Raw genomic sequence first — 24,874 nt, forward strand, 5'->3', positions numbered from 1 at the left:
GAGACTCTGATGCCTATAAACGACGGCTAGTCAAAATAATCCGGCTTATTGATAGGATTGTAGGGAAATTGAGGGCTGTAGAAGGATATATAATAGCAATACGCGGCATGCTTTCACCGCGTATTGTAGGATTTGCTTCGCTTACTTGTAGTAGGCTTCCACTTCACCTTTTAGCTTAATCAGCATCGGATTACCGTAGCGGTCTTTCGCTTTAGGAGATGGAATTTTCACCCACCCTTCACTGATGCAGTATTCTTCTACGTCAGTACGCTCTTTGCCGTTTAGGCGAATGCCAATTTGATGCTCAAAGCACTCAGCAACAAAGTGAGGGCTACGAGAGTTACCTGATAAATGATCTGGCAAAGCCGGTTTTGCGTTTGTATCGGTCATGTTAGAGATCCAATCTAAATAGAGAGCCCGCATTGTAGTCAATCGTCCATCCAGCGACAAGAAGCACTCATCATCAAAATATCACTGTCATGGCTACTTAATTTGCCTCACCCAGCTTTGTTCAAATGACACACAAATTCCTCACAAAGCGGCCAATATGCAACTATATTTACATTAAATATAGAATAATACGTTTGGCTCAGGGTTTCCTCATAACAATGGGAAATGGATATGAATAAAAAAGGTTGGCTTATTACTATCAGTGCGATGAGTGGCATTGCAATTTGTGTATCAGTCGCACTCACGCTGCTTCCCGGTAAAGATCATACACATGAAATACCTGAACACGCCGACCATCATGGCGAATCGACGCATCACAATCATGCACATGATCTGAACATCGAACCCACGAGAGAAGTCATCTCACCAATTCCCGATAGTATTGAAATCGATAAACCATTGGCAAAGTTAGGCTGGATACTCTTCAAAGATCCGAAGCTATCTTCCAATAATCGAGTAAGCTGCGAAACTTGCCACAGTTTAACTACCAATGGTGCTGAGCCCCATGCGACATCAACAGGTGTAAGAGGTACTGGCACTAGGAACTCGCTCACCGTGTTTAACGCCGCTTTAAACTATCGCTTTTTCTGGGACGGTCGTGTTAACAATCTACATGAGCAAATAGACGGCCCAATTCACAATAGTTTAGAGATGAATTCCAATTGGCGAGCGATAGAGAAATATGTTTCTGAGTCTCCACGCTATTCCACGCTGTTCTCGCAGCTGCGCTTAGAGATTTCAGAGCAATCCATTAAGTCGGCGCTGGTTGAGTTCATGTCAGCTCTAGTCACTCCAAATTCGGCTTTCGACCAATATTTAAAAGGCGATGCCCAAGCCCTGACCCAGCAACAGCTTCGTGGCTGGGAAGCCTTTCAAGCACAAGGTTGTATTCGATGCCATCGTGGCACCAATGTTGGTGGTGGTATGGTCATGAGATTTGGTTTCTTCGGTGAAGACACCAAAGGCGAAGAGCGATCAATCGATACTGGCCGCTACCTCATCACTTCCCGTCCAGAAGACATGTTTCTATTTCGAGTTGCCAGCCTACGCAACGTCGTTGATACACCGCCTTACTTCCACGACGGAAATACTCAATCTTTAGAAGAAGCGATTCGAATTATGGGTAGAAGCCAATTAGGCGTCACATTAGCCGACAACACCGTCAGCGATATTAGTGCATTCTTGTCTTCATTGTCGGGAGAGCGACCTGCCATTTTAGAGGAGTTTAGCAATGACCCATATTAAAGTGCTTTTCGCAGTAGTGACCCTAATTGCCGCGTTGTTGTTGAGCTCGGTTGTCATTCTATACAAAGAGTACAGCCGCTTACTTGATTATCATTCCTTGATACAAAACATTGGTCACGATGTCATCAGTATCAGGGATGCCGTTACTCAGCACGCTCTTAGCCCGCAATCCGATCCGTATTACTTAACTTCCGTGTTAGTTGAAACCGAGAAAAAAGCCCAAGCTATCTTATCGGCTTACGATAACAACAACACCTTCAACCTCTATCGAAATGAGATCCACCAGCAGTTCAGAGAATTCAACCAATCACTCACTAAAGTGACCGAAGCACTTGATAATGTCATTGGAATATTGATCGTCAAAGACGCCCTGCTCAATACAGTATCAGAGCATCTCAACATTTCTAGTAATCGAGCTTCAACCGCGAGAACAGTGCTCATCAACAGCCTAGACCCGCTGGCTGAAGAGAAAAACATGTCGAATGAATTTGCTTCTACACTCAGAACTTTTAAAGAAGTTGAAGCGCAGAAACAACAATTGTTTAATGTACTCCTTGCGCCCGACAGCATTGAGTTTGTCGAGCAATCAGAGCATCAGTTGGTCGACATTGCAGCCAAAGTCAAAGACCGAGTCATTCAGCTGCTCGTCGCGTTAGGATTCCTCATATCTTCGCTGGTCCTGTATATCTACATTGCTAGGGTGAGAGAACTAAACCGAAACAACTTAGCCTATCAACACGCTATTGAGCGCACTGAAAAAGCCAACCAAGCGAAGTCACTTTTCCTCGCGACCATGAGTCACGAACTAAGAACCCCGATGAATGGTGTACTTGGGGTTGCACAAATCATTCAAGAAGATGCCAAAGACCCTTTGATCCAAGAGCAAGCCAAGGTCATCATCGACTCCGGTCAGCACCTTGTCACCCTTCTCAACGACATTCTTGATTTCTCTAAAGTTGAACAAGGCAAAATGGAGTTGGAGTCCAAGCTCTTTTCTATTGATGAGCTTACTCAACCACTCGACCAAGCATTGCGCCCTCTTGCCAAAGACAAAAATATTGATCTGCATATCGATAACCGGGTTAACAACAGCCTTCAGTACACGGGAGATTCCGCCAGATTGCGCCAAGTACTGTTTAACCTAGTAGGTAACGCTATTAAGTTCACCAACGAGGGCAGCGTTGGGGTAGAGATTCAACATGTCGAGCTTGGCGCAATAGCTTCAAATGGAAACAATTCACCTCGCTCGGGCTTGCAAGTTCAAGTTACAGACACCGGCATTGGTATCGCCGAAGACAAACTTGATGGGATATTCGTGCCTTTCGAACAAGCAGAGCTGTCAACCACCCGAAAATTCGGCGGAACAGGGCTAGGACTCTCCATTGTTAAAAACATTGTCGAACTAATGGGAGGAACCATTAGTGTAAGTAGTCAACTGGGCGCGGGAACTCAGTTTAACTTGTTCCTACCACTGGCTTCCAAAACCGTTATTGAGACAAATGAAGCTCAAGTCACCACTCCTTCTAGTCATTCTCACAGCGATACGAAAATTAAGATCCTGCTGGTCGAAGATAATCGCGTGAACGCTATTGTTGCTCAGCGTTTTCTCAATTATTACGGCCATGAAATAGAGCTTGCTGCCGATGGGTTAGAAGCATTGGAGCACTTGAAGAACCAACGTTTTAATCTTGTGATTATGGATAACCACATGCCTAACCTTGGCGGAACGGAAACCATTCAGCGGATCCGTCAGGAACTCAAGCTCAGCACAGTCATCTTTGCTTATACTGCGGATGTATTTAAAGAAGCGCACGACGACCTTATTGAAGCAGGCGCCAATTTTGTGCTGACCAAACCTTTACAACGCGCCAGTCTTGAGCAAGCAATGGAGCAGTTCCACGCTGACATTTACGACGACAACTTTGACCACCCACTTACCACACAGCAAAACAACGTTATCCCGTTAGTCCGCTACCCTGTCACTCAACTGCCAATGACCGAAGAAGAATTGTCGCGTAGCACTCGACTTCAAGACCCTCATTTATGTGCAGAGACAAAACTAGGGCTGCTTGTCGCGCTGCAACTCGATTTAGAAAACAGTGTCGAGCAACTCATCAATGCCTATGCGAGTTCAGAGCGTGGTGTACTTAGAGAAGCGCTAAGCTCAGCCAAACAACTCGCGATTCACTTCGGCATGGTCAAAATGCTAAGGCTCGCGGAAAGCTCAGAAGCCACGCTAACTCAATCACAGTTGCCAGATGCCGAAACACTTCAAAAACTCATCAACCGAATGGAGGTAAATATTCATCATGCACATCGCCTAATTGAAGCGCTTACACTTGAACAAAATGAAGGGAAAGCCGGCACATAGGCTACTATTTAAAGAGTTTTCATCGGTAAAACAAGCAAATAGCGAGGTACTAAGATGAGCAATACTGTCCCTTTAATTTGGTTACCCGGCTTACTCTGTACCCATGACCTATACCGCAATGTAAACGACTTATTACCTAATTGGGTCGAACCGAATTGCATCGAGTTACCTGCGCTTAACTCTATGCAGCAATTAGCCAAACATGTGCTCGAGACTCTCCCGCCAAAGTTCGTGCTTGGAGGGTTATCTATGGGCGGTATTCTGTGTTTCGAAGTGTTCAAGCAAGCGCCTGAACGCGTGCTAGGTTTAGTATTACTCGACACCATTGCCACCGATGAAACCGAAGATATCTCAGACAAACGCGATGCTATTGTGCGTAAAGCCGAAGCGGGTCAATTCAACCGAATCACCCGTGATGTATTACTTCCCATGCTGGTTCACCCAACCAGAGCAACCGATGAAGCACTTGTATCTCGCTTAGAAGAGATGGCCAACGAAGTCGGCTTAGAAGCCTTTAAAGCTCACGCTCGAGCCTTAGCTACTCGCCCTAACGCCATTCCACTGTTAGAAAACGTTCAAGTGCCCACTATCGTCGTTACTGGCAAACAAGATCTGCTTTGCCCTTTGAACCATCACCTAGAGATCATTAAGCATTTAAGTGATGTCTCATTGCATGTCATACCAAACTGTGGCCACCTAACCACTTTAGAAGCCCCCGCAACCGTGGCTAACCTAATGAGTGATTGGTTTGCTCACCATCAACGGCGGTTTGTTTAATCATAACGATATTTTGTCTTAACGATTGAAAACCTGATTAGTCGATTCCCTCAACCTTTGTTTCAATACCGCCGCAGACAAATGTCTACTCAACTTGTTTCTATAGGTATTGAAATGTTTTCAATTGAAGATGTAGTGGTCGCAACCAAAGGTATCGACCTAGGTGAAATGGTCGTGACTGGCCTAAGCGCTGGCGGCTTTTACGTTCATGTAAAAGCGGGCGAAATGACGCTAACTTACCCAGCTCAAGATTTGAAGAAAGCATAAGCTCAATCTAATCTCATAAAAGCAGCCACTACGGCTGCTTTTTTCATTCCTAACATATCCCCCCTTTTAGCCTTCACTCTATCTCTGCTTTCGCAACTCACTCATTTCACTTCTATACTGAGTTTTATATAAATTAATAAGCCTAGGCCCTTAGCCAAATACTCATGCAAGCGCGCTCTATATGAGCTTATGCGACAGCAAGAGGCTTGGAGAAGCAGGAGCAGGAATGGCCGATAATTCGAATGACCCAGAAGAACTAATGAGTATCATTGAAGATACTTCTGAGTCTGATTTACCCAAACTCAAACGCCCTACTTGGAAAGTGTTGGTAGTGGATGACGATAAAGATGTTCACCAAGCGACAAAGCTCGCAGTGAGGGAACTCATTGTGGAAGATAGGCCGCTAGAGCTCATCCATGCATACTCTGCACACGAAGCCGAGCAAAAGCTAACTCAAGAACCCAATATCGCGGTGATCCTGCTTGATGTCGTAATGGAAACCGACACCGCAGGGCTCGATTTGGTCGAAAAAATTCGCACTCAGCTACACCTCTTCGCTGTTCGTATTATTCTGCGCACCGGACAGCCCGGATATGCGCCAGAGATGGACACCATCCAGCAATACGACATCAACGACTATCGTACTAAGTCCGAACTCACCCGTATTCGTTTATTCACCATTTTAACCAGTGCGATTCGGGCCTACCGCCAGATCCAAAATCAACAACTGTTGCGGCAAGGATTAGAAAAAGTCGTCAATGCCAGTACCGAACTGGCCAACATCCATGGGCTACGGCTATTTGCCGAAGGGGCTGTTAAACAGATTAGTGCTTTGTTCCAAATTGAGCCCGAAGGATTAATATGCGCCCAGCAGTTATCCGCTAATGAAGAACATAACGCTCAAATCATCGCGGCGGCAGGTAAGTATTGCGATCTGGTTCAGTGCCCGCTCACAGAGTTAGCCTCTAAAACCGTTCGCGATTGCTTACAACGTTGTCTAGTGAACAAAGAAAACTTATTCGAGCCACACATCACCCTTTACTTTTCGACGGCACAAGGGCGTGGCATAGCTGCCTATGTCGAAATCGAGCGTCCACTAGAAGCCATCGATAAGCACCTGCTGGAAGTGTTTTGTGCCAACCTAAGTGTCGGTTTCGATAATGTCATGCTCTATGGTAGGCTCGAACAACAAGCCTATGTTGACCCATTACTCAAAGTCGCAAACCTCAATAGCCTGCTCCAGTTCCTGACTGATTCTAACGACTGTGAAAAACAACATTCCACCCTCGCGTTGGTCGATGTCGATGAGTTTGCGGCTGTGAACGACAGCTTTGGGCACCAGTTTGGGGATGCCCTACTCAAGGCAATATGTACCCGCTTAATTGAGCACTTCCCACGCTGTTTTATTGCTCGAGTTGGTAGCGATGTATTCGCCATCGTCGGCCCACCCAGCGAGGTCCATTCATCAGCCATTTTAGCCACCTTTGAGCAACCCTTTGTCGTTGGCGAACAGCCATTCAACGCCATGGCAAGTGTAGGTTTAGTTAAAGTCGACCATTGTGAAACTGAGCTATCCAGCCTATACAAAGATGCCCAACTCGCTCTTAAGCAGGCTAAGCACCACCACCGTGGTGCAGCGGTTACATTTTCAACCAGTATTGGTCAATCGGCTCGAGATCGCATTCAAATGCTTGCCGAACTACGCGAGAGCGTGGCTAACAATGCGCTGTTTCTCATGTATCAACCCAAATACCAGTTAGAAACAGGAACGCTTACCGGAATCGAAGCGCTACTACGTTGGAAGAACAAACATGGTTCGCTTGTGCCACCAGACATGTTCATTCCGCTGGCAGAGCAATCAGGGCTAATGGTAGTTATCGGCTCTACTGTACTTGAACAAGCGTGCCAGCATTTGGCGGAGTTAAAACAGCGTGGGCATGCCACACTATCAATGGCTATTAATATCTCCCCAGCCCAACTAGAAGAAGCAAACTTTATTGCACTGCTTAAAGAGACACTAAACCGGTATCAGCTCTCGCCCCAGCAAATAGAAATCGAAGTAACCGAAACCATGGCGGCCAACGACCTTGAGTTCATGTGCGACATTCTCGCTCAAGTACGAGCGCTGGGTTGCAAAGTGGCAATCGATGACTTCGGCACCGGATTCTCGTCGTTAAGTGTGCTGCACCGGCTGCCCGCTACCAGGCTCAAAATAGACCGAACCTTTGTCAACGCGATGGAAGACGACGACAGTATCGCTAAGATGATCGTGAATCTCGGCCAAACACTCGGTATGGACATCACTGCCGAAGGAATAGAAACCGAACTACAAAAACAAAAACTACAGCAATTTGGCTGTGAAGAAGGACAAGGTTGGCTGTTTGCAAAAGCGCTCGAATTCCCGGATTTGTTGCGACTTATCGAAAACCAGGAATAAAGCTGATAGCGCAGTTTATTTGAATTAAGGATCCCCCATGGACAGTAATTCTCAGCCCAATAATTCTTCAGAGCAAGGTTCACACATTTCCGCCAATGCACTGATCAGGCGATACCGATTGATCATCTATGGTGGTTTGATGCTAATTGTCATGCTGACTTTGGGTAACGCTGCTTATTTGAGTAAGCAACTAAAATCTCAGGCCATTAACGAAGAAACGCATCGTGCACTACAAACCTTGCTGTCGCTCAATCAAACTGTATCTGTCTCGCTTACTCATGTAGATAACATGCGCTCAGCGGTAGAAACCGCTAGGGGGACGCCTGAGCTTATACAGGCTAAACAAACACTAGACTATATCAATAGTCAGGCGGCTAACTCACCTCATGGCGCGCCATGGCAAAACCTTCCAGACAAGCTGAAAAACATCCTTGGGCAGCTATTCATCCGCTCTAATGCACGCGACCTATCACTGGATCAGCTCGCGCTGCTTTCTATGATGCCAGCGGTTAACGTTACGCATCAGCTCTACCCAGAATTCCAATGGAGCTATTACTACGATGCAGATCAAGCTATGACGCAGGTATACCCTTGGCTGGGGCATGATGTCATTCTGACGGCAACAGGCACAAGCACCATTGATGAAGCCATAAACGTGATTTATGAAGCCGGCGGCACTTTCCCTCTCGACTTGGTTAACCCACAAGCTAACACTCGTAGAAACAAAGTGTGGACCACGCCCTATATGGATGCGGGTGGTAAAGGAATGATGGTGTCCTTACTCGCCCCAATTTACAACCAAGACACGTTTATCGGTGCGGTAGGTACTGATATCACGTTAAAAGTGCTCGATAAAATATTGTCCAAAGCACATGGTCATATTGGCCGCTTGGTACTGGTAGACAACCAAGGGCTTGTTGTGGGTGACAGCGAAGGCGCGCTTAAATCAAAAACCGAAGCAGTCACGCACGAACAAGTGTTCAGTTTTGTCCCCGCAGGAGAGACTCACACTGTGCCTCAAGGGGAGTTACAAAGTAGTGCAAATGGCTATTGGCTCAGTTATTCGTTGGATAACACCCCATGGAACCTAGTGGTTGAGCTGCCCATGTCGCAAATTCGATCGCATATCCTAGGCGCTATTTTGCCCTATTTGATATTGGGGGGCGTATTCGCCCTATTGCTACTGTTTGTTGTGCTTTACCAACACTGGAGCTTTAGCCAACCAGCACTGCAATTGGCAAAGTTTGTCGAGGAACTACCAAAGCGCGATCCTATCCGCGTACCATCCATTCCTGACAAATGGCGTTACTGGTTCGAAAGCGCGGCTAATACAGAGATAGCACGCCGTGAACATCTAGAAACCATCAACAAACACAACCAAGAACTTGAACAGAGAGTCGCCGAAAGAACACAAGAGCTAGAAAAAGCCCTAGCACAACTGAAAGCCACCCAAGATGAACTCGTGCGATCTGAAAAGCTCGCAGGGCTCGGCTCTTTAGTAGCGGGGGTTGCCCACGAGCTAAATACACCTATCGGTAATGCGCTCATGGTTTCCACCACGATCAAAGACATCAACAAAGAGTTTGTCGCTGAATTAGAACAAGGTCTGAAGCGCTCCGTTTTAGACCAATACATTGAACAGAGCTCCGAATCCGCAGACAGCATTGAACGCAACCTCCATCGGGCAGCAGAGCTCATCACCAGCTTCAAACAAGTGGCGGTAGACCAATCCAGTTACCAGCGCAGACAATTCGACTTACCTGAAATTCTCCATGAATTAAGAGTCACCATGACGCCAAACCTGACGCGCCATCAAATAGAACTCGAAGAAGCATTTGAAGGTGCCATCTCTATGGATAGCTACCCAGGGCCATTAACACAAGTGCTCATGAATTTACTCAGTAACGCGGTCGCCCATGCATTTTCCGAACAGGACACGTCACAAAAACTCGTCACTATTCGATGTACACTAACCAACGCTAACACTGCTTGTATCAAGGTGACGGATAACGGATGCGGCATTGAGCAGAAGCACTTGTCCAAGATATTTGACCCATTTTTCACCACACGGCTTGGTCAAGGCGGCTCGGGTCTAGGGCTCAACATTGCTTATAATATTGTCACTGGATTGCTAGGTGGCGACATTAAGGCATCAAGCACATTGGGAGAAGGCACCACCTTTAGCATTGAATTGCCTCTGAACGCTCCAGATTCTTGAAGACGTACCCTTTCTTTGCGTGTAGCGAGGCGCTAAAATGTCGCGCAAATGACTGAATTGGATCGACCATGGCAAAACTAACTCTACAAGAGCAAATGCTAAAAGCAGGCTTAGTGAACGAAAAGAAGCTGAAAAAGGCAAAAAAAGGTTCTAAGAAATCTCGCGTCCAAGCTCGCGAAGCGAAAGCAGCCGTTGAAGCGAATAAGCAAGCTCAACAAGAACGCGATAAAGCGCTGAACGAACAGCGTAACCAAGAAAAGCTGTCGAAAGAGATTCGTGCTCAAGTGAAACAGCTTATCGACATGAACAAAATCGATCTGAAAGACGGTGATATCAAATACAACTTCACAGACGGCAAATTCGTAAAATCGATCTACGTAGAATCTTTGATACAAGACCAGCTGGCAAAAGGTATTTTAGCGATTGCACGTTATGGTGAGTCTTATGTCGTTATCCCAGGCTCCGTTGCAAAGAAAATTGCAATGCGTGATGACGAAACCATCATCGAAACCAAAACGACTGAAGAAGAGATCGCACCAGAAGACGACCCGTATGCAGATTTCGTCGTTCCTGACGACTTAATGTGGTAAACGTAAATTCAGCCAAACACAAAAATCAAAAAAACCGCCTATTCGGCGGTTTTTCTATGCAGCGTATTCGCGCAGCTTAGCGAAGTAAGTCGGATACTTGTTGCGGATATGCCGTTGCTCTTGAACCATATCTTTGAAGCTCGGACCTCGAGTCAATTGCACAATGATTTCATTGTTGTCTAAACGCAATATCGCCCCTTCAATTTGTACCTGGCTTTCATCGTGTAAATCCAGTATTCCTCTCAATTGGAACCCTTGATGAAAAGATGACGACTGATTAACAACAACACGTATACCTTTTTCGGAAACTTCACTCACATGGTATAAGTCACCCTGAACTCGCACCACAGGTCGAGCGCGCTTAGGGTACTTTAAGCGATAATATTGGCGCTTCTGGGCAAATGATGCTTCACTCATGTATTAACAACCTCAATCCTTTGATACTTCTACTTCGGCCCAAACTCATTGAACTTTAATTAGGGCATCCCCTAAGTTTAGTTAATCGCGAAACAAATAGATACCACTAGCAACAAAAGCTGTGACTATCATTTCGCTCCTCAGCACGGGATACATTTACCTTTAACGCCAGCTCAGCTGTGTTTTTTTCGATTAGTTTTGACCAACTTACACCACAATTGCTATGGTGGTTCAACGCTCTTGCCATCAGTGGCCACAACACACTGACAGGACTAAACCAAAGTAAAGACAATCACTTAAGTAGGTAAATATGTTTCGTATCGGTCTTCTCGCCCTTGGTGCTATCTTGCTCTCCGGTTGTTCCAATCAACAAGCAAGCCAACTGGGCATGCGAGGTAGCCCAGTCACTGCCTATCCGCAAAACATGACCAATATGCAATTGTGTGAAACTTTGTACTACAAACGCCCAACAACACAAACCAAAGTAGCCATTGGTGCGGAGTTCAATAAACGCCGGTTGAACAAACGATGGTGCGATAATGAATACAAGAAATGGTACATAGAATCTGCTGTAGAGGCACTGGCATCTTCCACTGAATAACCTTCCCTAAATGTATCAATCTTGCTGATATTATTTGCCCGCGTTTTGGGCTAACCTCCCCTTGAAACATATCGATAATAAATACCAAAACCCATCGGTATTCACGATGTAACATGTTGATATATTGAACAAATTATCAATAGATTGAATTCTTGAATGATATTCACACTATCAAGTTTGTAAATTTTAAAATCGACAAAAACTATACAAAGATACGTGTGGGTTGTTTGTGTCAACGGCAAACTTTTCGAAAGACAAGGACGCAAAGCTTCCGGCCTAAGGACTCAGTCTAAGGTAGCGGAGCTACCACAAATATCTGGTTTATCGTTAACCAAATATTGTTGCACTTACTGCTCGTTTTCTTATAAACGAAGGTAAAAACAATGAAAAAGCAAACATGTTTACTTGCGGTGAGTACCGCACTGGCGCTTACCGGCGCCTATTTCCCTGCCATGGTTCATTCCAATGAGCTTATTGTTATCCAACAGGCGAAAACGCAGGCACCTCAACCTGCACCCGTTCAAACTGAAGTCATCGTCGATAGTGCGTCGGCGACTTGGTCAAATATGTCGATCAAGATGACCAATACTCTTGCGCAAGAAGTTGATATCGACGGCATGGTAATGACGTTCGTATCACCACTCGACGTTACATCGGTATGGGGAAATTTTGCAGGGATAAGCTACCCAAGTAACATCGCGGTTAGCTCCACGCAAACTGATGATGGCCAGTTCTTAATCCAAGTAACAACAACGTACGCAGATGAAAGCTGGATCAACAGTATGCTTCCTGTGGGGAGTGCGATCTCGCTACAATTTGGCTTAGGCATGAACGCTACACCAGAGACCATTTCTGATGTGAAAGTCTATTTAGATGGCGTTGAAACGGGCGACGGCGTGATTACACTCACCGCCCCAGCGGCCCCGGGTAGTGACGTTGCAAACCAGCAAGCAACTGCCACACTATCTGGCCCTAATGGCTACCAGCAATCAGTATCGCTCGACTGGCAAACTTCTACGACGCTCGATTCGTTAACTTATGGTGACTACACTCTCGATGTGAACCCAGTTGGCGCATACCCAGCAGATCCTGCAAGCCAAGATCAAACCCTAACTGAAGAAGGCAACGAAGCCCAGTTAACTTGGGGTTATGGTGAGGCAATATACCCTGCAAGCTTTAGTGTCACTTTACCTACCAGCGATATCGTGGAAAGCACTACGCTAACAATGACAGAGCTAGATACAGGCGACCAAAGCTTCTATCAAGCCCTGTATGGTCAGCAAACCGCAGTCACTAGCCTTACCGATGCAACGCGATACCAGGCAAACCTTGAAGGCTACCGACTCAACAATACGCTTCACCAGTTGCTAATGGACGGTCAGGCGGATTACCAATTCGTAGCAAATAAAGATCAAGAAACGTCTCCAGAGGTCACTGAGTCTACTCAACCTGTAGATTCCACTCATTTCTTAGAGACTTACGTAGAACTCCAAGGACTGCCAGATAATCAATCAACTTCGGTAACGCTTGTACACAGTGAAGGCGATATGTATCAGCACGTCACTTCAACGGGTGATGCTCAACGTTACGATTTGCTAAGACCAGGAACTTACACAGTCTCAACACCCGTTGTTGAAGTCGATGGCAAAGAATACATGCTTACAACGACTTCTGCGGTTGTCAGCGAAGCCGGGACACTTACCCTATCGTTTACTGAACTTTCGGGTGGTCATGCGAACATTCTCGCGCCATACAAAGACACCAACATCAATGCGGATTGGACCAACGGTGGAATGGAAAGCTTAGTCGACCTTTCTCAGCAATCTGGAAACAAACTCTTTACGCTGGCGTTTATTCTAGGCAGTGAGTGGGATCCCGAAGTATGTGAAGCGTTATGGGGTGGACAGCCAGAGATGAAAGTCTCGGAGCAATGGGGTAAGAAACAGATCGATGATTTGCGCGCCGAAGGTGGTGACGTACTTATCTCATTCGGCGGTGCGAACGGTCGTTACTTGTCACAAGCATGTAGTAGCGAAGATCTACTCTACGCGGAATACAAGAAAGTCATCGATACCTATCAGGTTTATCACCTAGACTTCGACGTTGAGATGGGACGTGAGAACGATGCTGAAGCAATGGAGCGCATGATTGGCGCACTGGTTCGCTTGCAAGCTGAATATCCTCAGTTAAAAGTGAGCTTTACCCTCGCTGCTGCGCCAGACATCGTACGCGGATTCAATGAAGTTGTAGTACCTGCAGTAGAAGCTGGCTTAGAGATCGACAGTGTAAACCCAATGACCATGAGTTTCGGCCCTTGGTATCATGAGAACTATGTCGATGACACCGCAGAGCTTTCTATTCTGACCGTGGAATACTTGAAAACCTTAATGGCACCGCTTTACCCTGAGCTTAGCGATGAAGAGTTGTACCAAAAACTTGGCATGATCCCAATGCAAGGCCTGAACGATCAACGCGTTGATTCTATTTCTCTTGAGCAAGCAGAGCGCCTAGCGACATGGTCTAAAGAAAAGAACCTGAAATACCTTTCTTTCTGGTCTATCAACCGAGATCACTCATGCATGGATGAATGGGCCTCAGCAACCTGTTCCAGCTCTAAAGACGGAGTACCATTCCAAACCGAGTCTTGGCAGTTCTCTGAGCAGTTCCTAAAATTCCTAGATAAGTAATCTCTAGAAATATAATGCCTCACTAAGCCGCCTATAAGGCGGCTTTTTTCTATCCATTTCGATTATTTTTGAGAAAACTTTTCGCTTAAAAAAATCGTTAACGATTGAAGCTTAAAGCCTTTTTATTTCGCATCGATTTGTTTGGTAAAAAACAGCCCAAATTAGTCCCGAAATCCATTTGACGCTTTGTGATCTGGATCCTAAATTTTTCTATTAAGTATCTTAACTAGGAGGTCATTGAACATGAAAAGAGCTAGCGCATCATATCGATTACAACTAATTAGAGAAGTCGCGACTCGAAGAGAACGGCAGATGTCCAATGACCCAATGGCCAACTACATTCAGCACCTCCTTGACGAGAAACCAAACTGCGAAGAACACGCCGAAAGAAACCACCGATTCAATGGGAGCCACTTTGACGAACATGCGGGTGGATGGGTAAGTGATGTTTGGGGCCAGAAATAACCAAACGAATTGAAGACATAAAAAAGGCCATGACTGAGTCATGGCCTTTCTCATTTAGAAGCTGAATAGTATTAGAAGCCCGAACCTACATTGAAGTAAAACGCGTTTTCATCCTCACTGAAAGCAAAATCCATCCCCATATGGATGCCATAACGACGGGCAATTAAATAACGAAAGCCTGCACCATAAGCAAACTCAGAATCTTCATACAAGCCATCGAAATCTTTACTTGCTGAACCACTTCCAGCGAAGCCCGATAGTGTCCAGCGTGGCGTCAAGTGCCACATCAGTTGTGATTGAACTGAAGCTACATAATTATCTTGATAACGATACGCAGCGATACCTCTTAGCTTTACGTAGGGGCGAGCTAAAGGCGGGAGGCTAAGTTCATCAGTCGTCAGCGAGGCGTAATTACCGGCAAAACCAAGTGTCCACTGCTCTGAAAGTGGGAAGAATGCTTGTCCGTCTAACGCGAAGGTTTCGTAATCATTGTCAGAGCCGATAGCATCTCTGAACCACAAATACTCGGCATTAATTGAATATCCATCGGTAGGGAAAAAGAAACTGTTCTTAGTGTCATACTCAGCGACAAAGCCTAAACCCGAAGCGGTGGTTTCTGTACCAACAGTCAGTTCTAAAATCTTATTGATGATTTGATTGCTGGAGGTTACTTCAGAACGAGTCCAAAACTGAGACACACCTAAAAATAGCGGCGAATCCCCTACTCTAAACTGCAGTTTCTGGATACCACCATAACCTTTATTGTCACTTTCAAAACTGAGTGGTTTGTCTTGCGGCAATAACCCACCAAGATCGGAGTATATATCGATAAATGCATTACCATACCCAATCCCACCCATGTAACGGATCGAATCCTTATTCCATGTACGTCGATGGCCCAAGATTGCAAACCAAGTACCATTTTCAGTCGCTGCACCGCCTGCCACAGTGACCGCAGGTGGTATCAATCTGGCTCCGCCATCTAATGATTCCATCGCCAGCTTCTTACGGTGTTCTTTCTCTTTTTCAGATTCATGCAAGAACACGCCAGCAAAGCCGCCACCTAATCCAACAGCAGGCTCGGTAATCAGTATTGGGACAGGTAAGAAACCATAAGCGTTTTCTGCCAAGTATTCGCCCATGTCAAACATACCGTCGATAGGATCAGTAAACGATGTCGATTGGGCGGAAAAAGTACATGTGGCACTTATTAAGGTAATCGCTGCGCGGGTTTTGTTATTCAATGTGAATCCTTTCAACATTCTAGAAAAGAATAATGGCATAAATAAAAATACGGTTAGGACGTTAAAACAAATCTTGTTGCGGACTGCTTGGCTCTTGAGGTTCTTCAGTAGGAATTCTACCTTGAAGCATTTTTCTGCGGTAGCGTTGTCGACAGAGTTTTATGACGTGAAGTTGCTGGGCAGGAGTCATCGACAACCAGTTGAAGCGTTCTTCCCTTTTACGCATACAACCTTGGCAGTAGCCTTTGTCGTCAACGGTGCAAATCCCTACACATGGACTAGGTACAACAAAAAACTCAAGCTGTTCCATCGCCGCCCCCTACTTTACCTGCTTATCAACACGTTACGTTAAACTTCAAGCTATTGTCAATTTCGCACACCATTCTGCTTGGTTTAAAAACAAGACTTTATATGAAACTATGACTTAACATTGACAAAAACAGTGTTTTATTAGCTATACTGCACAGCATCTCAAGGCCAGATGACTATCTCGCCTATGTTTCCACATTTGGAGTCTAATTATTATGAAGCTTAGTTTAAAAACACTATTTGCCGCAATCTCTCTTCCTGTACTAGTAACTGCATGCGCAAGTAACGGTGACGATGTGAAAGAAATTACAGCTCAAGATTTACAGCACCACAACTGGGAACTGACTCAAATTGACGGCCAAGACGTTGTAACTAACGAAAAGCAACAAGCACCTCGCCTAGAAATCGGCGAAAACATGACTGCTAACGGCAACGCTGGTTGTAACAACTTCTTCGGTCAAGGTGAACTGAAAGACAACAAATTCCGTGTAGAAAAAATGGGCATGACGATGAAAATGTGTGTTGGCGACGTAATGGACACAGAGCAAGCGTTCTCTCAAACGCTATCTGACTGGAGCGACATGACGCTAACTAAAGATACACTAACGCTGAAAAACGACGTTCACACGCTAACGTTCACATTGAATGACTGGAAAAACTAATTCAGTTTTTTCCTAATCCATTTTAAAAAAAGGAGCCTTATGGCTCCTTTTTTTGTGTCACTAAAGCCACCTATTTACATCTTCTAACACCTCGCCCAACAATTTTCTCCACTTGAATGAAATTATTTCTACTGAAATAAGGTCTATACGCCTGAAGAATCCTACGCTCTGTTTCATCCTTATTAAGGATAGTAATTGATTGAATCTATTATCGAATTACAATGAATCATAGGACTTAGTGAACTGTCGGTGTTTTTATGCTGACATCACACAATTAGAACAATTCAAAATGGACGAAAATATGAAAAAGCTACTCAGCACGGTAGGGCTTGCGGCCACGGTCTTTTCTACCTCTTCACTGCTATCTACCTCCGCCTTCGCCACTGATTGGCAAGAAATTGAAGCCCAAGCTGAGGGACAAACCGTTTACTTTCATGCTTGGGGAGGCAGCCAAGAGATAAACCGTTATTTGCAATGGGCTGATACTCGCTTACAGCAGCAGTATGGTGTGACTCTAAAACATGTAAAAGTGACTGACATTGCAGAAACGACGACCCGTCTTATCGCTGAAAAAGCCGCAGGAAAGAATACTGGTGGCAGTGTTGATATGGTTTGGATCAATGGCGAGAATTTCAAATCGATGAAAGACAATGCGCTATTATTCGGCCCATTTGTGGAATCCCTACCAAGCTGGCAATACGTGGATAAATCCTTGCCTGTCGATGTAGACTTCTCTGAACCAACAGAAGGGTTAGAAGCCCCTTGGGGGGTGGGTCAGTTGGTATTCATTCACGATAGTGAATCGCTCTACAATCCACCACAGTCTTTTTCAGAAATGCTCAGCTACGCTAAAGCTTACCCGAATCGTTTGACTTACCCTCGCCCGCCGGAGTTTCACGGTACAAGCGTACTTAAATCTATGCTGATCGAGCTGACCGACAACGACCCTGCACTGGCTAAACCGGTTTCAGAGGCGCAATTCGATGCGGTCACAGCGCCACTTTGGAAATACTTAGATGAGTTTCATAAAGTGGCTTGGCGTGGCGGTAAGCAATTCCCTGCTGGTACATCAGAATCCATTCAGCTTCTCGACGATGGCCAAATCGACTTAGCGGTTACGTTCAACCCTAATGCGGTGTATTCCGCTCAGGCAAGTGGCAAGCTAGAAGAGTCGACCAAAGCTTACGCAATGCAATATGGCGCGCTATCTAACATTCACTTCCTCGCCATTCCATGGAATGCAAAGTCGAGTGCTGGAGCTCAAGTCGCGATCAACTTCCTACTGAGTCCAGAAGCACAATCACGCAAAGGTGACATCAACATTTGGGGCGATCCATCTGTACTGAGCAGCGACTACCTTACTGGCAGCGCAAAGAATACTCAGCAGTTTAAATCGGTGGCAGAACCTCATCCAAGTTGGCAAGCCGCGATCGAAAAAGAGTGGTTAAAACGCTACGGAAGCTAGGTTGATTAACCATAAAAGCCGCACTGAGTTACTAAAATAAACAATATGTTAAGAGCCCTTTATATCGTCATCATCGCCATTTGTATCCTACCAACCATACCTGGGTTGGTAGGAGTGTTGGTGTCTGCATTTGGCTATGTGCCGCCCATTGGGCTGAATCAGTTCTCTCTTGACGGATTTGCACAGGTATTTGATTGGCAAGGCATATGGCAGTCAATTGGCCTCACCGTTTGGTCTGCGATTGCCAGTAGTTACCTTGCCTGCTTGCTCACCTTTGCTATTTTGAAAGCGAGTTGGGGGACGCGTTTTTGGCGTAAAATAGAACTGTCACTGTCTCCCCTTCTTGCGATGCCTCACGTCGCGTTTGCGATTGGATTTGCATTCTTGTTTGCGCCAACAGGCATGGGTGTGCGTGCACTTCATTCCCTATTTGGATTTGAAGCTTCTGCCAGTAACGTCGACGCTATGGCGTTGCTTGTAAAAGACCCTTACGCGCTTGGGTTGATTGTGATGCTTGCGCTGAAGGAGGTACCGTTCTTGTTGTTGATGAGTATTTCTATTCTGGCTCAACTCAACATAGAGCAGACTGAAAAAGTCAGTGCATCTCTTGGCTATAGTAAGTCACAAATGTGGTGGAAATGTATCTTGCCTCAGTGGTTCCGCAAACTGCGCTTCCCAATGTTGGCAGTGATCGCCTATTCCCTATCAGTCGTCGATGTCGCGCTAATTATTGGCCCGACTAATCCACCTACGCTAGCGGTTTTGGTTTGGCAGTGGTTTAGTGACCCAGATTTACAGTTATTGCCTAGGGCCGCGGCGGGAGCAGTCGTACTGTTTGTAATCGCTTCGCTTTTGATTGGATTCGCTCGTGGATTTGAATGGGCGCTGACGAAAGGGCTTCGCCGCTGGCAATATTCCGGCCGTTTCGGAGTTGCACTCCCTGGAAAGTCTATTTTTGCTGGGCTGCTATCATTAGCCATCATCATGTTGCCATTACTTGCTCTATGGAGCATAGCGCAGCGCTGGCGCTTTCCTGATCTTTTACCAAGTCGATACAGCGAACGTTTCTGGCAATTCGAGTGGCAGGGGCTAATAAGCACAATCAATCAAAGTGTTTCTATCGCTCTGATTAGTGCGACGATTGCGTTGTTTCTAGCTGTCTTGGCTCATGAATATCGCATTAGATATCGCTTACAGGTACCCGGCTACATTATTGCTATCCCAATGTTACTGCCCCAGTTATCGCTACTGTTTGGTCTTCAAGTCGCCACGCTATACATAAGTAGCGATGCGTATTACTTATGGGTTAACTGGGCGCATGTTTTCTTCGCATTTCCATTCGTCTATCTATCGCTAGATGGGCCTTGGCGCAGCTTCAATCCTACGCTAACACGTGTCGCACTAAGTTTAGGAAAAACGCCACTTCAAGCTTGGTATAGCGTTAAGCTACCAATCTTATTACCTGCGATAGTGTTTGCTTGGGCGGTCGGGATCAGTGTCAGCCTAGCTCAATACTTACCAACCCTAATGCTCGGGGGCGGAAGGATTAGCACCATCACTACCGAGGCCGTTGCTCTTTCTAGCGGATTCGATCGCCGTGTCACCGCTATATACGCTATTTGGCAGGCAATTCTGCCACTATTATTTTTCTCCTTTGCGATAATAATCAGCCGCTTACAGGTTAGATATCGCCGTTTATCTATCAAAGGTCTAATACCGAATGAGTCTTTGTCTCGAAAACCTCGCCATCCGTAAAGCCGGTGGCGATGCATTGTTTTCCTCTTTAAATATGGAAGTACAACCAGGGGAAGTGCTTACCTTGATGGGCCCTAGTGGCTGTGGTAAATCCACCTTACTTGATGTGATCGCTGGCCATCTATCGGATGAATTTACTTACACAGGGTCAGTACGACTGAATGGGCAGTCAATGTGTGAGCTCGCCCCCCATCAGCGAGAAGTCGGGATATTATTCCAAGATGATTTGCTGTTTCCCCATCTAAACGTTTGGGAGAATTTGGCTTTCGCACTGCCAAACTCAGTTAAAGGCAGTGAGCGTAAAGCTCAAGCCATGCACGCGCTTAAAAGTATCTCACTTACTAAACTGGCCGAGTCGTTTCCAGACCAAATCTCAGGGGGACAACGAGCCCGTATTAGCTTGACGCGTATGTTACTCGCCAAACCTAAAGTGGCACTGCTCGATGAACCTTTCAGCAAGCTCGACAAAGACCTACGAATCCAGTTTAGGGATTGGGTTATTGAGCAGTTAAAACAAGCAAATATCCCGGCACTTATGGTGACTCACGACGAAGACGACATTCCAGACAATGGAAAGGTTTTACACTGGCCTTGGGAGAACACACATGCTTGATAGCGTTAGTATTAAAGTGATTCGTAGGCCACTGGCTCAATCGGCAAAAGTGCTCAACCGATTCAACGTCACCGCCAATCAAGTTACCTTGTTCGGATTTGTTTTAGGCTGTTTGGCGTTTCCGGCGCTGATAGCCGAACGATACGACATTGCTTTGGTATTCATTCTGTTAAACAGAGTGTGTGATGGACTTGACGGTGCATTAGCAAGGATTCAGGGCATCAGTGATTCCGGCGGCTTTCTGGATATTAGCCTCGACTTTCTATTCTACTCGCTCATCCCATTTGGCTTTGTGTTAGCCAACCCTGAGAGCAATGCCATCGCTGGCGCATTCCTTATCTTTTCTTTCATCGGTACGGGAACCAGTTTCCTTGCTTTTGCCGTCATGGCGGGAAAGCGCGGTATTGAAAACCCTGTCTACAAACACAAATCGCTGTACTACATGAGTGGCTTAACAGAAGGAACAGAAACCATTGGATGCTTCATCCTATTCTGCTTGTTCCCTGCTCATTTCGCCATTATCGCTTATGTCTTCGGCGCAGCTTGCTGGTTTACGACTTTCACTCGCATTTATTCAGGTTTTCACACTCTGAAGTGAACAAAATTAGCCACTACAAAAATATAAATATCCTTATATAACACCGGAAATTCATCAACCAAAAGCCAGCTCTAGCAAATAAAGCTTATCGCACTAATTTAAGAACAGGCATCTTTTAAGGACTTGTGAAATCTATTGTTATATACATCAGTAAGCCATCGCCGATAGTTTAAGCGGATATATACTAACCCTTATGCAAGCTCGCACTTTATAAGTCATAGGGGTTCTATGAAGAGATTTTCAAATTATATTGTGACTCTTTATCTACTTTCGACAACAGTTCCACTCGTCTTACTTTTGTTGCTGGTCTCCTACCTGAAATACCAAGAACAGCAACAGCTACATACCGACAGAATCAAAGACGCGATAAATCTACACAAAAAGTCGGCCACGCAAGCAATCTACGCCAATGACAGAGCGATGGGGAAAGCGGTGGTCAACAATCTGTCCGCGATTGATTATGTCGCTTCCGCGACCTTATTTAGTACTTATTCTCAGGATATATTCGCCCGTACTCGGCTAGATTCTAACGTTGAGACCTCCAGTGGCATGGCGCTGGATTTGATGGTTGATGGTGAGCATATTGGAACACTCTCCATTCAAAGAACCGACGCCCTATTTCTGCAAGACGCAGTCAGTAGCAATGTCCTTTATGTGCTTTCAGCGCTCGGAGTGATTATTCTCGCATCCATAGTCTTTAGCCGTGCAATCATTCGAGCACTCAAACAGCCCTTTTACGAAGCTCAGCGCTATGGATATTTATCGATAAAAGGGCACACTGCACCAACTGCGCGACTTCATCAGTTTGAAGAGTTCAGTCAACTATTTGCGTCCATGGATCGCCTACAAGACAGAATGCTCGATAGCTTAAACACAGCTAAGGCCGCCCGGAACCAGTATCAAACCACTTACAACCTCACGCAGGTTTGTCTGTTTGTTATCAACACGCAAGACAAAACCGTAATACGAGCAAATCAAAAATTCATCAACGTATTTGGTTCATGTGAGGTGGTCAATGCGGTCGGCAACAAACAAAAGAGAGAGCAGCTATTACGCCTGATTGCTTCTAACGAGTTTAAAAGTGGCGATACCCTAAAGATCGACCTCAATACAAAATCACGCTATTACAAAATCAATAAAGTAGATATTTCTGACCACAGTATTGAATGTTCAGGCTTAGAAGTAACCCGACTAGTGAACACACAAAAAAGGCTGGAAAAGAAAGTCCTGCTAGACCCATTAACCGGTGCATATAACCGTACAGGCTTTAGACAAAAGATCTCTGAATTGGCGAAGCGGCCCGAATCAAACAGTACCGTCTTGATGATTGACTTGAATGGGTTCAAATCCATCAATGACACCTACGGTCATGCAGCGGGAGACCACACTCTTTGCCATGTTGCCAGCCGTCTGAAAACAGCCGCTGGCGACAGCGCTTCTGTCTATCGATTGGGTGGTGATGAATTCGTACTGGTATCGGAGTCGCTGGTAAACAAAAAACAGATCCAGCAGTTGGCAATCAACATCGCCAACAGCATCGAAAAGCCTACCAACTTTAAGGGGACAGCGCTGAATGTGTCTGCCAGTATCGGTATTGTGTACCAGCAAAGTGCAGCGCAAATAAAAGATTCAACGACACTGGCAGACAAGGCTATGTATTATGCCAAATACCACCAGTTTCGTTTTGTGTTCGCAGATGAACTGCCGTCGGCGTAGTTATCTCACCCTTCGTTTTATAACGTAATATCAACACGCCTATTAGCGGCGCGCCCTTCACGATCGTTGTTATCTTCAATGGGCTGAGACGCACCATGCGATACGCTTTCAAGCTGATCAGCGTTCACACCTTCAGAAACAAGGTATTGTTTCACTTCATCCGAGCGGCGCAGGCCTAACTGGAAGTTATATGCCTCGCTCCCTGTCGAATCGGTATGACCCTCCACTTGCAGTTTCGAAGGCGTTGCCTGAATTTGTTTAATCAGGTTGTTCAATACATACAACGAGTTATCGGTTAATTCCGATTTATCGAATGAGAAGTGGACCCTCGCAACAAGCTCACCTTGGTTGAGCTCAGAGTACTTCCCCTGCTTAGAAAAATATTCACTGCAGCTGCTCGATACGCCTATCGATTCCAATGCACTGGCTAGCATCTTTTGGCTTTCAGGTGGAACTTCTTCCGTTACCTGTAAAAATGTACCCTGATCTAAGTGAACCCGCACACCTTGTTGCGCTTTTGCGGTTATCTCGTATTGGCCATTGTCTGAGCCACAGTACAGCTGTAAGTCATTAGCAGCTAAAGGTGATGAAGCCAAGCCAACTAAGCTCGCCAACATGTTCAATTTAACGTTCATTGTGTCCCTATTTGGAGTTGAATGAGGCTGATGTAAAATAGTTCGTCACTTCTTTAGCCATTGCCAAGGTGGCCGATTTCTTCTGTGATTAATTCGAGGATGTTGTTTAGGATTTCGTCCCGATTCTGTGCCTCGTAAACATTGTCTTCGCCTGCACAATACATAAGTGCATCGTTGTCATTAACGTCGTAGTCAAAACCAATAACAGCAATTTTTGCTTCAATCTTGGTTCCATCAGGCGTGTACGCATCCGAAAGCCCACTACGGATAACATCACACATGTTGTAGTTAATCATTAACGTCCGACCAATTGTTTCAAAAGACGGTCGAGAACCGTACGAAGGTTCTCGGTATTTGCTCGGGCCCCAATCAGGATTATCTTCACCATCAGAAAGGATAATGAGCAGTCGTCTAGGGCTTTCTCCTTTTTGGAGCATCTGTGCAGCACGTATCGTTCCTGCCACTGATGAGGTCCCTCCTCCCGCTCGGAAGTATCGGATATCTCGACGGAACTGCTCAAAATCATCCGTTAGCTCAACATTGTTTGACCTATCAGCATTGCTATTGCTCACTTCTTGGCTTTTCTCAATGAAAACCTGTTCAACCGTTCGACCGTAATCAATACTGTTACCACTGAAAATCAGTTCACTAATATCTTTCTCGCGACCACCGATCATGTTGCGCGTATAAAAGTCGAAAGGTGCTATCCCGACATGGTTCGCTTCTTCTTGGTGGTTTTCATTGAACTTCTCCAACTCGGCCACCACCTCTTCAATCACGTCCATCAAGTCTTGGATCTTCGTTTGATTTCCGCCATTCCAACCATCGTCCATCGAACCTGAAAAATCCGCTGCGAATACCACATCTACTGCTTGATTCTGATATTTTCGCGCCATGGAAGCACCCTTTACATCAAAGGTTTCATCAAAGCCTTCAAAGCCATCACTTTTGGGAAACCATGCTTGATGGCGAGTAACAACATCGAGTTCATATTGGAAAAACCGCGGTTCGTCTTGTGCGAGACCATCCAAACACTCTGGAATATCCTCACAATTCAATCGACGTACGTTGATGCTTTCTATTGAAGACAGATCGCCTAGGTAATAGTTGACGTATCGGCTAGCAATTTGTTGGTTCACCGCGCTCCCTTGGCCCAACTCACTTTGCCCAATGTTGTCATCATTGTGCGCTGCAATCGCAAGCACAGTAACTTCTGAAGCATCTTGAATACGGGCTTTTGACTGTATCGCCCGAGCTCCATCACTGGCCAAAGCAAATAGCCCAAATAATGCAGGAATGATCATCACAAACAGTAACGCTGCATGCCCTCGCTGTTTAGAAATTCGCGTCAT

The 24,874-nt window shown here is 45.6% G+C and carries 22 protein-coding genes and 1 riboswitch; of the genes, 16 read left to right on the forward strand and 6 right to left on the reverse strand.

Translation table 11 applies throughout. The features are described from left to right. Positions 1–141: 141 nt before the first annotated feature. Entirely contained in the window at positions 142–390 is a 249-nt protein-coding gene (locus J4N42_RS08490) for a DUF3297 family protein (protein WP_252027446.1), read from the reverse strand. Between the two features lie 231 nt (positions 391–621). Between J4N42_RS08490 and J4N42_RS08495 the strand changes: the two genes are divergently transcribed. The 7 genes from J4N42_RS08495 to J4N42_RS08525 all read left to right on the forward strand — a co-directional run bounded on the left by J4N42_RS08495 (position 622) and on the right by J4N42_RS08525 (position 10,355). Then, positions 622–1,695 carry a cytochrome-c peroxidase gene (locus J4N42_RS08495; RefSeq protein WP_252027447.1) on the forward strand — a complete coding sequence of 358 codons (1,074 nt, stop codon included), beginning with the start codon at positions 622–624 and terminating at the stop codon, positions 1,693–1,695. Further along, a complete protein-coding gene (locus tag J4N42_RS08500) occupies positions 1,682–4,066 on the forward strand; it encodes an ATP-binding protein (RefSeq protein WP_252027448.1) in 2,385 nt (794 codons plus the stop codon). The genes J4N42_RS08495 and J4N42_RS08500 overlap by 14 nt, the downstream gene beginning before the upstream one ends. Before the next feature lie 54 nt (positions 4,067–4,120). After that, positions 4,121–4,843, forward strand: coding sequence for an alpha/beta fold hydrolase (locus J4N42_RS08505; RefSeq protein ID WP_252027449.1), 723 nt, complete (start codon positions 4,121–4,123; stop codon positions 4,841–4,843). 114 nt (positions 4,844–4,957) lie between these two features. After that, on the forward strand, positions 4,958–5,110 hold the full coding sequence (locus J4N42_RS08510) for a hypothetical protein (RefSeq protein WP_252027450.1): 153 nt from the start codon (positions 4,958–4,960) through the stop codon (positions 5,108–5,110). Between the two features lie 226 nt (positions 5,111–5,336). Beyond that, complete coding sequence (locus tag J4N42_RS08515) at positions 5,337–7,547, forward strand: GGDEF/EAL domain-containing response regulator (RefSeq protein ID WP_252027451.1); 2,211 nt, start codon at positions 5,337–5,339, stop codon at positions 7,545–7,547. 37 nt (positions 7,548–7,584) lie between these two features. Further along, entirely contained in the window at positions 7,585–9,765 is a 2,181-nt protein-coding gene (locus tag J4N42_RS08520) for a sensor histidine kinase (RefSeq protein ID WP_252027452.1), read from the forward strand. A 68-nt stretch (positions 9,766–9,833) separates the two neighbouring features. After that, on the forward strand, positions 9,834–10,355 hold the full coding sequence (locus J4N42_RS08525; RefSeq protein WP_252027453.1) for a DUF2058 domain-containing protein: 522 nt from the start codon (positions 9,834–9,836) through the stop codon (positions 10,353–10,355). Positions 10,356–10,409: 54 nt separating this feature from the next. Here J4N42_RS08525 and J4N42_RS08530 read toward each other — a convergent pair whose 3' ends face one another. Then, positions 10,410–10,772 (reverse strand): PilZ domain-containing protein, encoded by a 363-nt coding sequence (locus J4N42_RS08530; protein WP_252027454.1) that lies wholly within the window; start codon positions 10,770–10,772, stop codon positions 10,410–10,412. Between the two features lie 310 nt (positions 10,773–11,082). On the opposite strand from J4N42_RS08530, the gene J4N42_RS08535 reads away from it, so the two are divergent. From J4N42_RS08535 to J4N42_RS08545, 3 genes are all read left to right on the forward strand, one after another. Next, a complete protein-coding gene (locus tag J4N42_RS08535; RefSeq protein ID WP_252027455.1) occupies positions 11,083–11,373 on the forward strand; it encodes a hypothetical protein in 291 nt (96 codons plus the stop codon). 227 nt (positions 11,374–11,600) lie between these two features. After that, positions 11,601–11,684: riboswitch (cyclic di-GMP riboswitch) on the forward strand. A 72-nt stretch (positions 11,685–11,756) separates the two neighbouring features. After that, positions 11,757–14,060, forward strand: coding sequence for a glycoside hydrolase family 18 protein (locus J4N42_RS08540; protein ID WP_252027456.1), 2,304 nt, complete (start codon positions 11,757–11,759; stop codon positions 14,058–14,060). A 243-nt stretch (positions 14,061–14,303) separates the two neighbouring features. Next, entirely contained in the window at positions 14,304–14,525 is a 222-nt protein-coding gene (locus J4N42_RS08545; protein WP_252027457.1) for a hypothetical protein, read from the forward strand. Between the two features lie 71 nt (positions 14,526–14,596). Here J4N42_RS08545 and J4N42_RS08550 read toward each other — a convergent pair whose 3' ends face one another. Then, positions 14,597–15,769 carry a BamA/TamA family outer membrane protein gene (locus J4N42_RS08550; protein WP_252027458.1) on the reverse strand — a complete coding sequence of 391 codons (1,173 nt, stop codon included), beginning with the start codon at positions 15,767–15,769 and terminating at the stop codon, positions 14,597–14,599. A 61-nt stretch (positions 15,770–15,830) separates the two neighbouring features. Next, a complete protein-coding gene (locus tag J4N42_RS08555; RefSeq protein WP_252027459.1) occupies positions 15,831–16,079 on the reverse strand; it encodes a DUF1289 domain-containing protein in 249 nt (82 codons plus the stop codon). 214 nt (positions 16,080–16,293) lie between these two features. On the opposite strand from J4N42_RS08555, the gene J4N42_RS08560 reads away from it, so the two are divergent. From J4N42_RS08560 to J4N42_RS08585, 6 genes are all read left to right on the forward strand, one after another. Then, positions 16,294–16,740 (forward strand): META domain-containing protein, encoded by a 447-nt coding sequence (locus tag J4N42_RS08560; RefSeq protein WP_252027460.1) that lies wholly within the window; start codon positions 16,294–16,296, stop codon positions 16,738–16,740. A gap of 301 nt (positions 16,741–17,041) precedes the next feature. After that, positions 17,042–18,205, forward strand: coding sequence for an ABC transporter substrate-binding protein (locus J4N42_RS08565; protein WP_252027461.1), 1,164 nt, complete (start codon positions 17,042–17,044; stop codon positions 18,203–18,205). Positions 18,206–18,250: 45 nt separating this feature from the next. Continuing rightward, the gene (locus J4N42_RS08570) at positions 18,251–19,960 is read left to right on the forward strand and encodes an ABC transporter permease (protein WP_252027462.1); all 1,710 of its coding nucleotides are present in this window, start codon (positions 18,251–18,253) and stop codon (positions 19,958–19,960) included. Then, positions 19,926–20,573, forward strand: a complete 648-nt coding sequence (locus tag J4N42_RS08575; protein WP_252027463.1) for an ATP-binding cassette domain-containing protein — start codon at positions 19,926–19,928, stop codon at positions 20,571–20,573. The genes J4N42_RS08570 and J4N42_RS08575 overlap by 35 nt, the downstream gene beginning before the upstream one ends. Further along, entirely contained in the window at positions 20,566–21,171 is a 606-nt protein-coding gene (locus tag J4N42_RS08580; RefSeq protein WP_252027464.1) for a CDP-alcohol phosphatidyltransferase family protein, read from the forward strand. The genes J4N42_RS08575 and J4N42_RS08580 overlap by 8 nt, the downstream gene beginning before the upstream one ends. A gap of 228 nt (positions 21,172–21,399) precedes the next feature. Next, positions 21,400–22,887 (forward strand): GGDEF domain-containing protein, encoded by a 1,488-nt coding sequence (locus J4N42_RS08585; protein ID WP_252027465.1) that lies wholly within the window; start codon positions 21,400–21,402, stop codon positions 22,885–22,887. Between the two features lie 17 nt (positions 22,888–22,904). Here the strand turns inward: J4N42_RS08585 and J4N42_RS08590 are convergent, their stop codons facing one another. Beyond that, positions 22,905–23,522 (reverse strand): OmpA family protein, encoded by a 618-nt coding sequence (locus tag J4N42_RS08590; protein ID WP_252027466.1) that lies wholly within the window; start codon positions 23,520–23,522, stop codon positions 22,905–22,907. A gap of 53 nt (positions 23,523–23,575) precedes the next feature. Continuing rightward, positions 23,576–24,874 (reverse strand): TadE/TadG family type IV pilus assembly protein, encoded by a 1,299-nt coding sequence (locus J4N42_RS08595; protein ID WP_252027467.1) that lies wholly within the window; start codon positions 24,872–24,874, stop codon positions 23,576–23,578.

This window comes from Vibrio sp. SCSIO 43135 (genome assembly GCF_023716665.1).
GTDB classification, from domain to species: Bacteria; Pseudomonadota; Gammaproteobacteria; order Enterobacterales; family Vibrionaceae; genus Vibrio; species Vibrio paucivorans.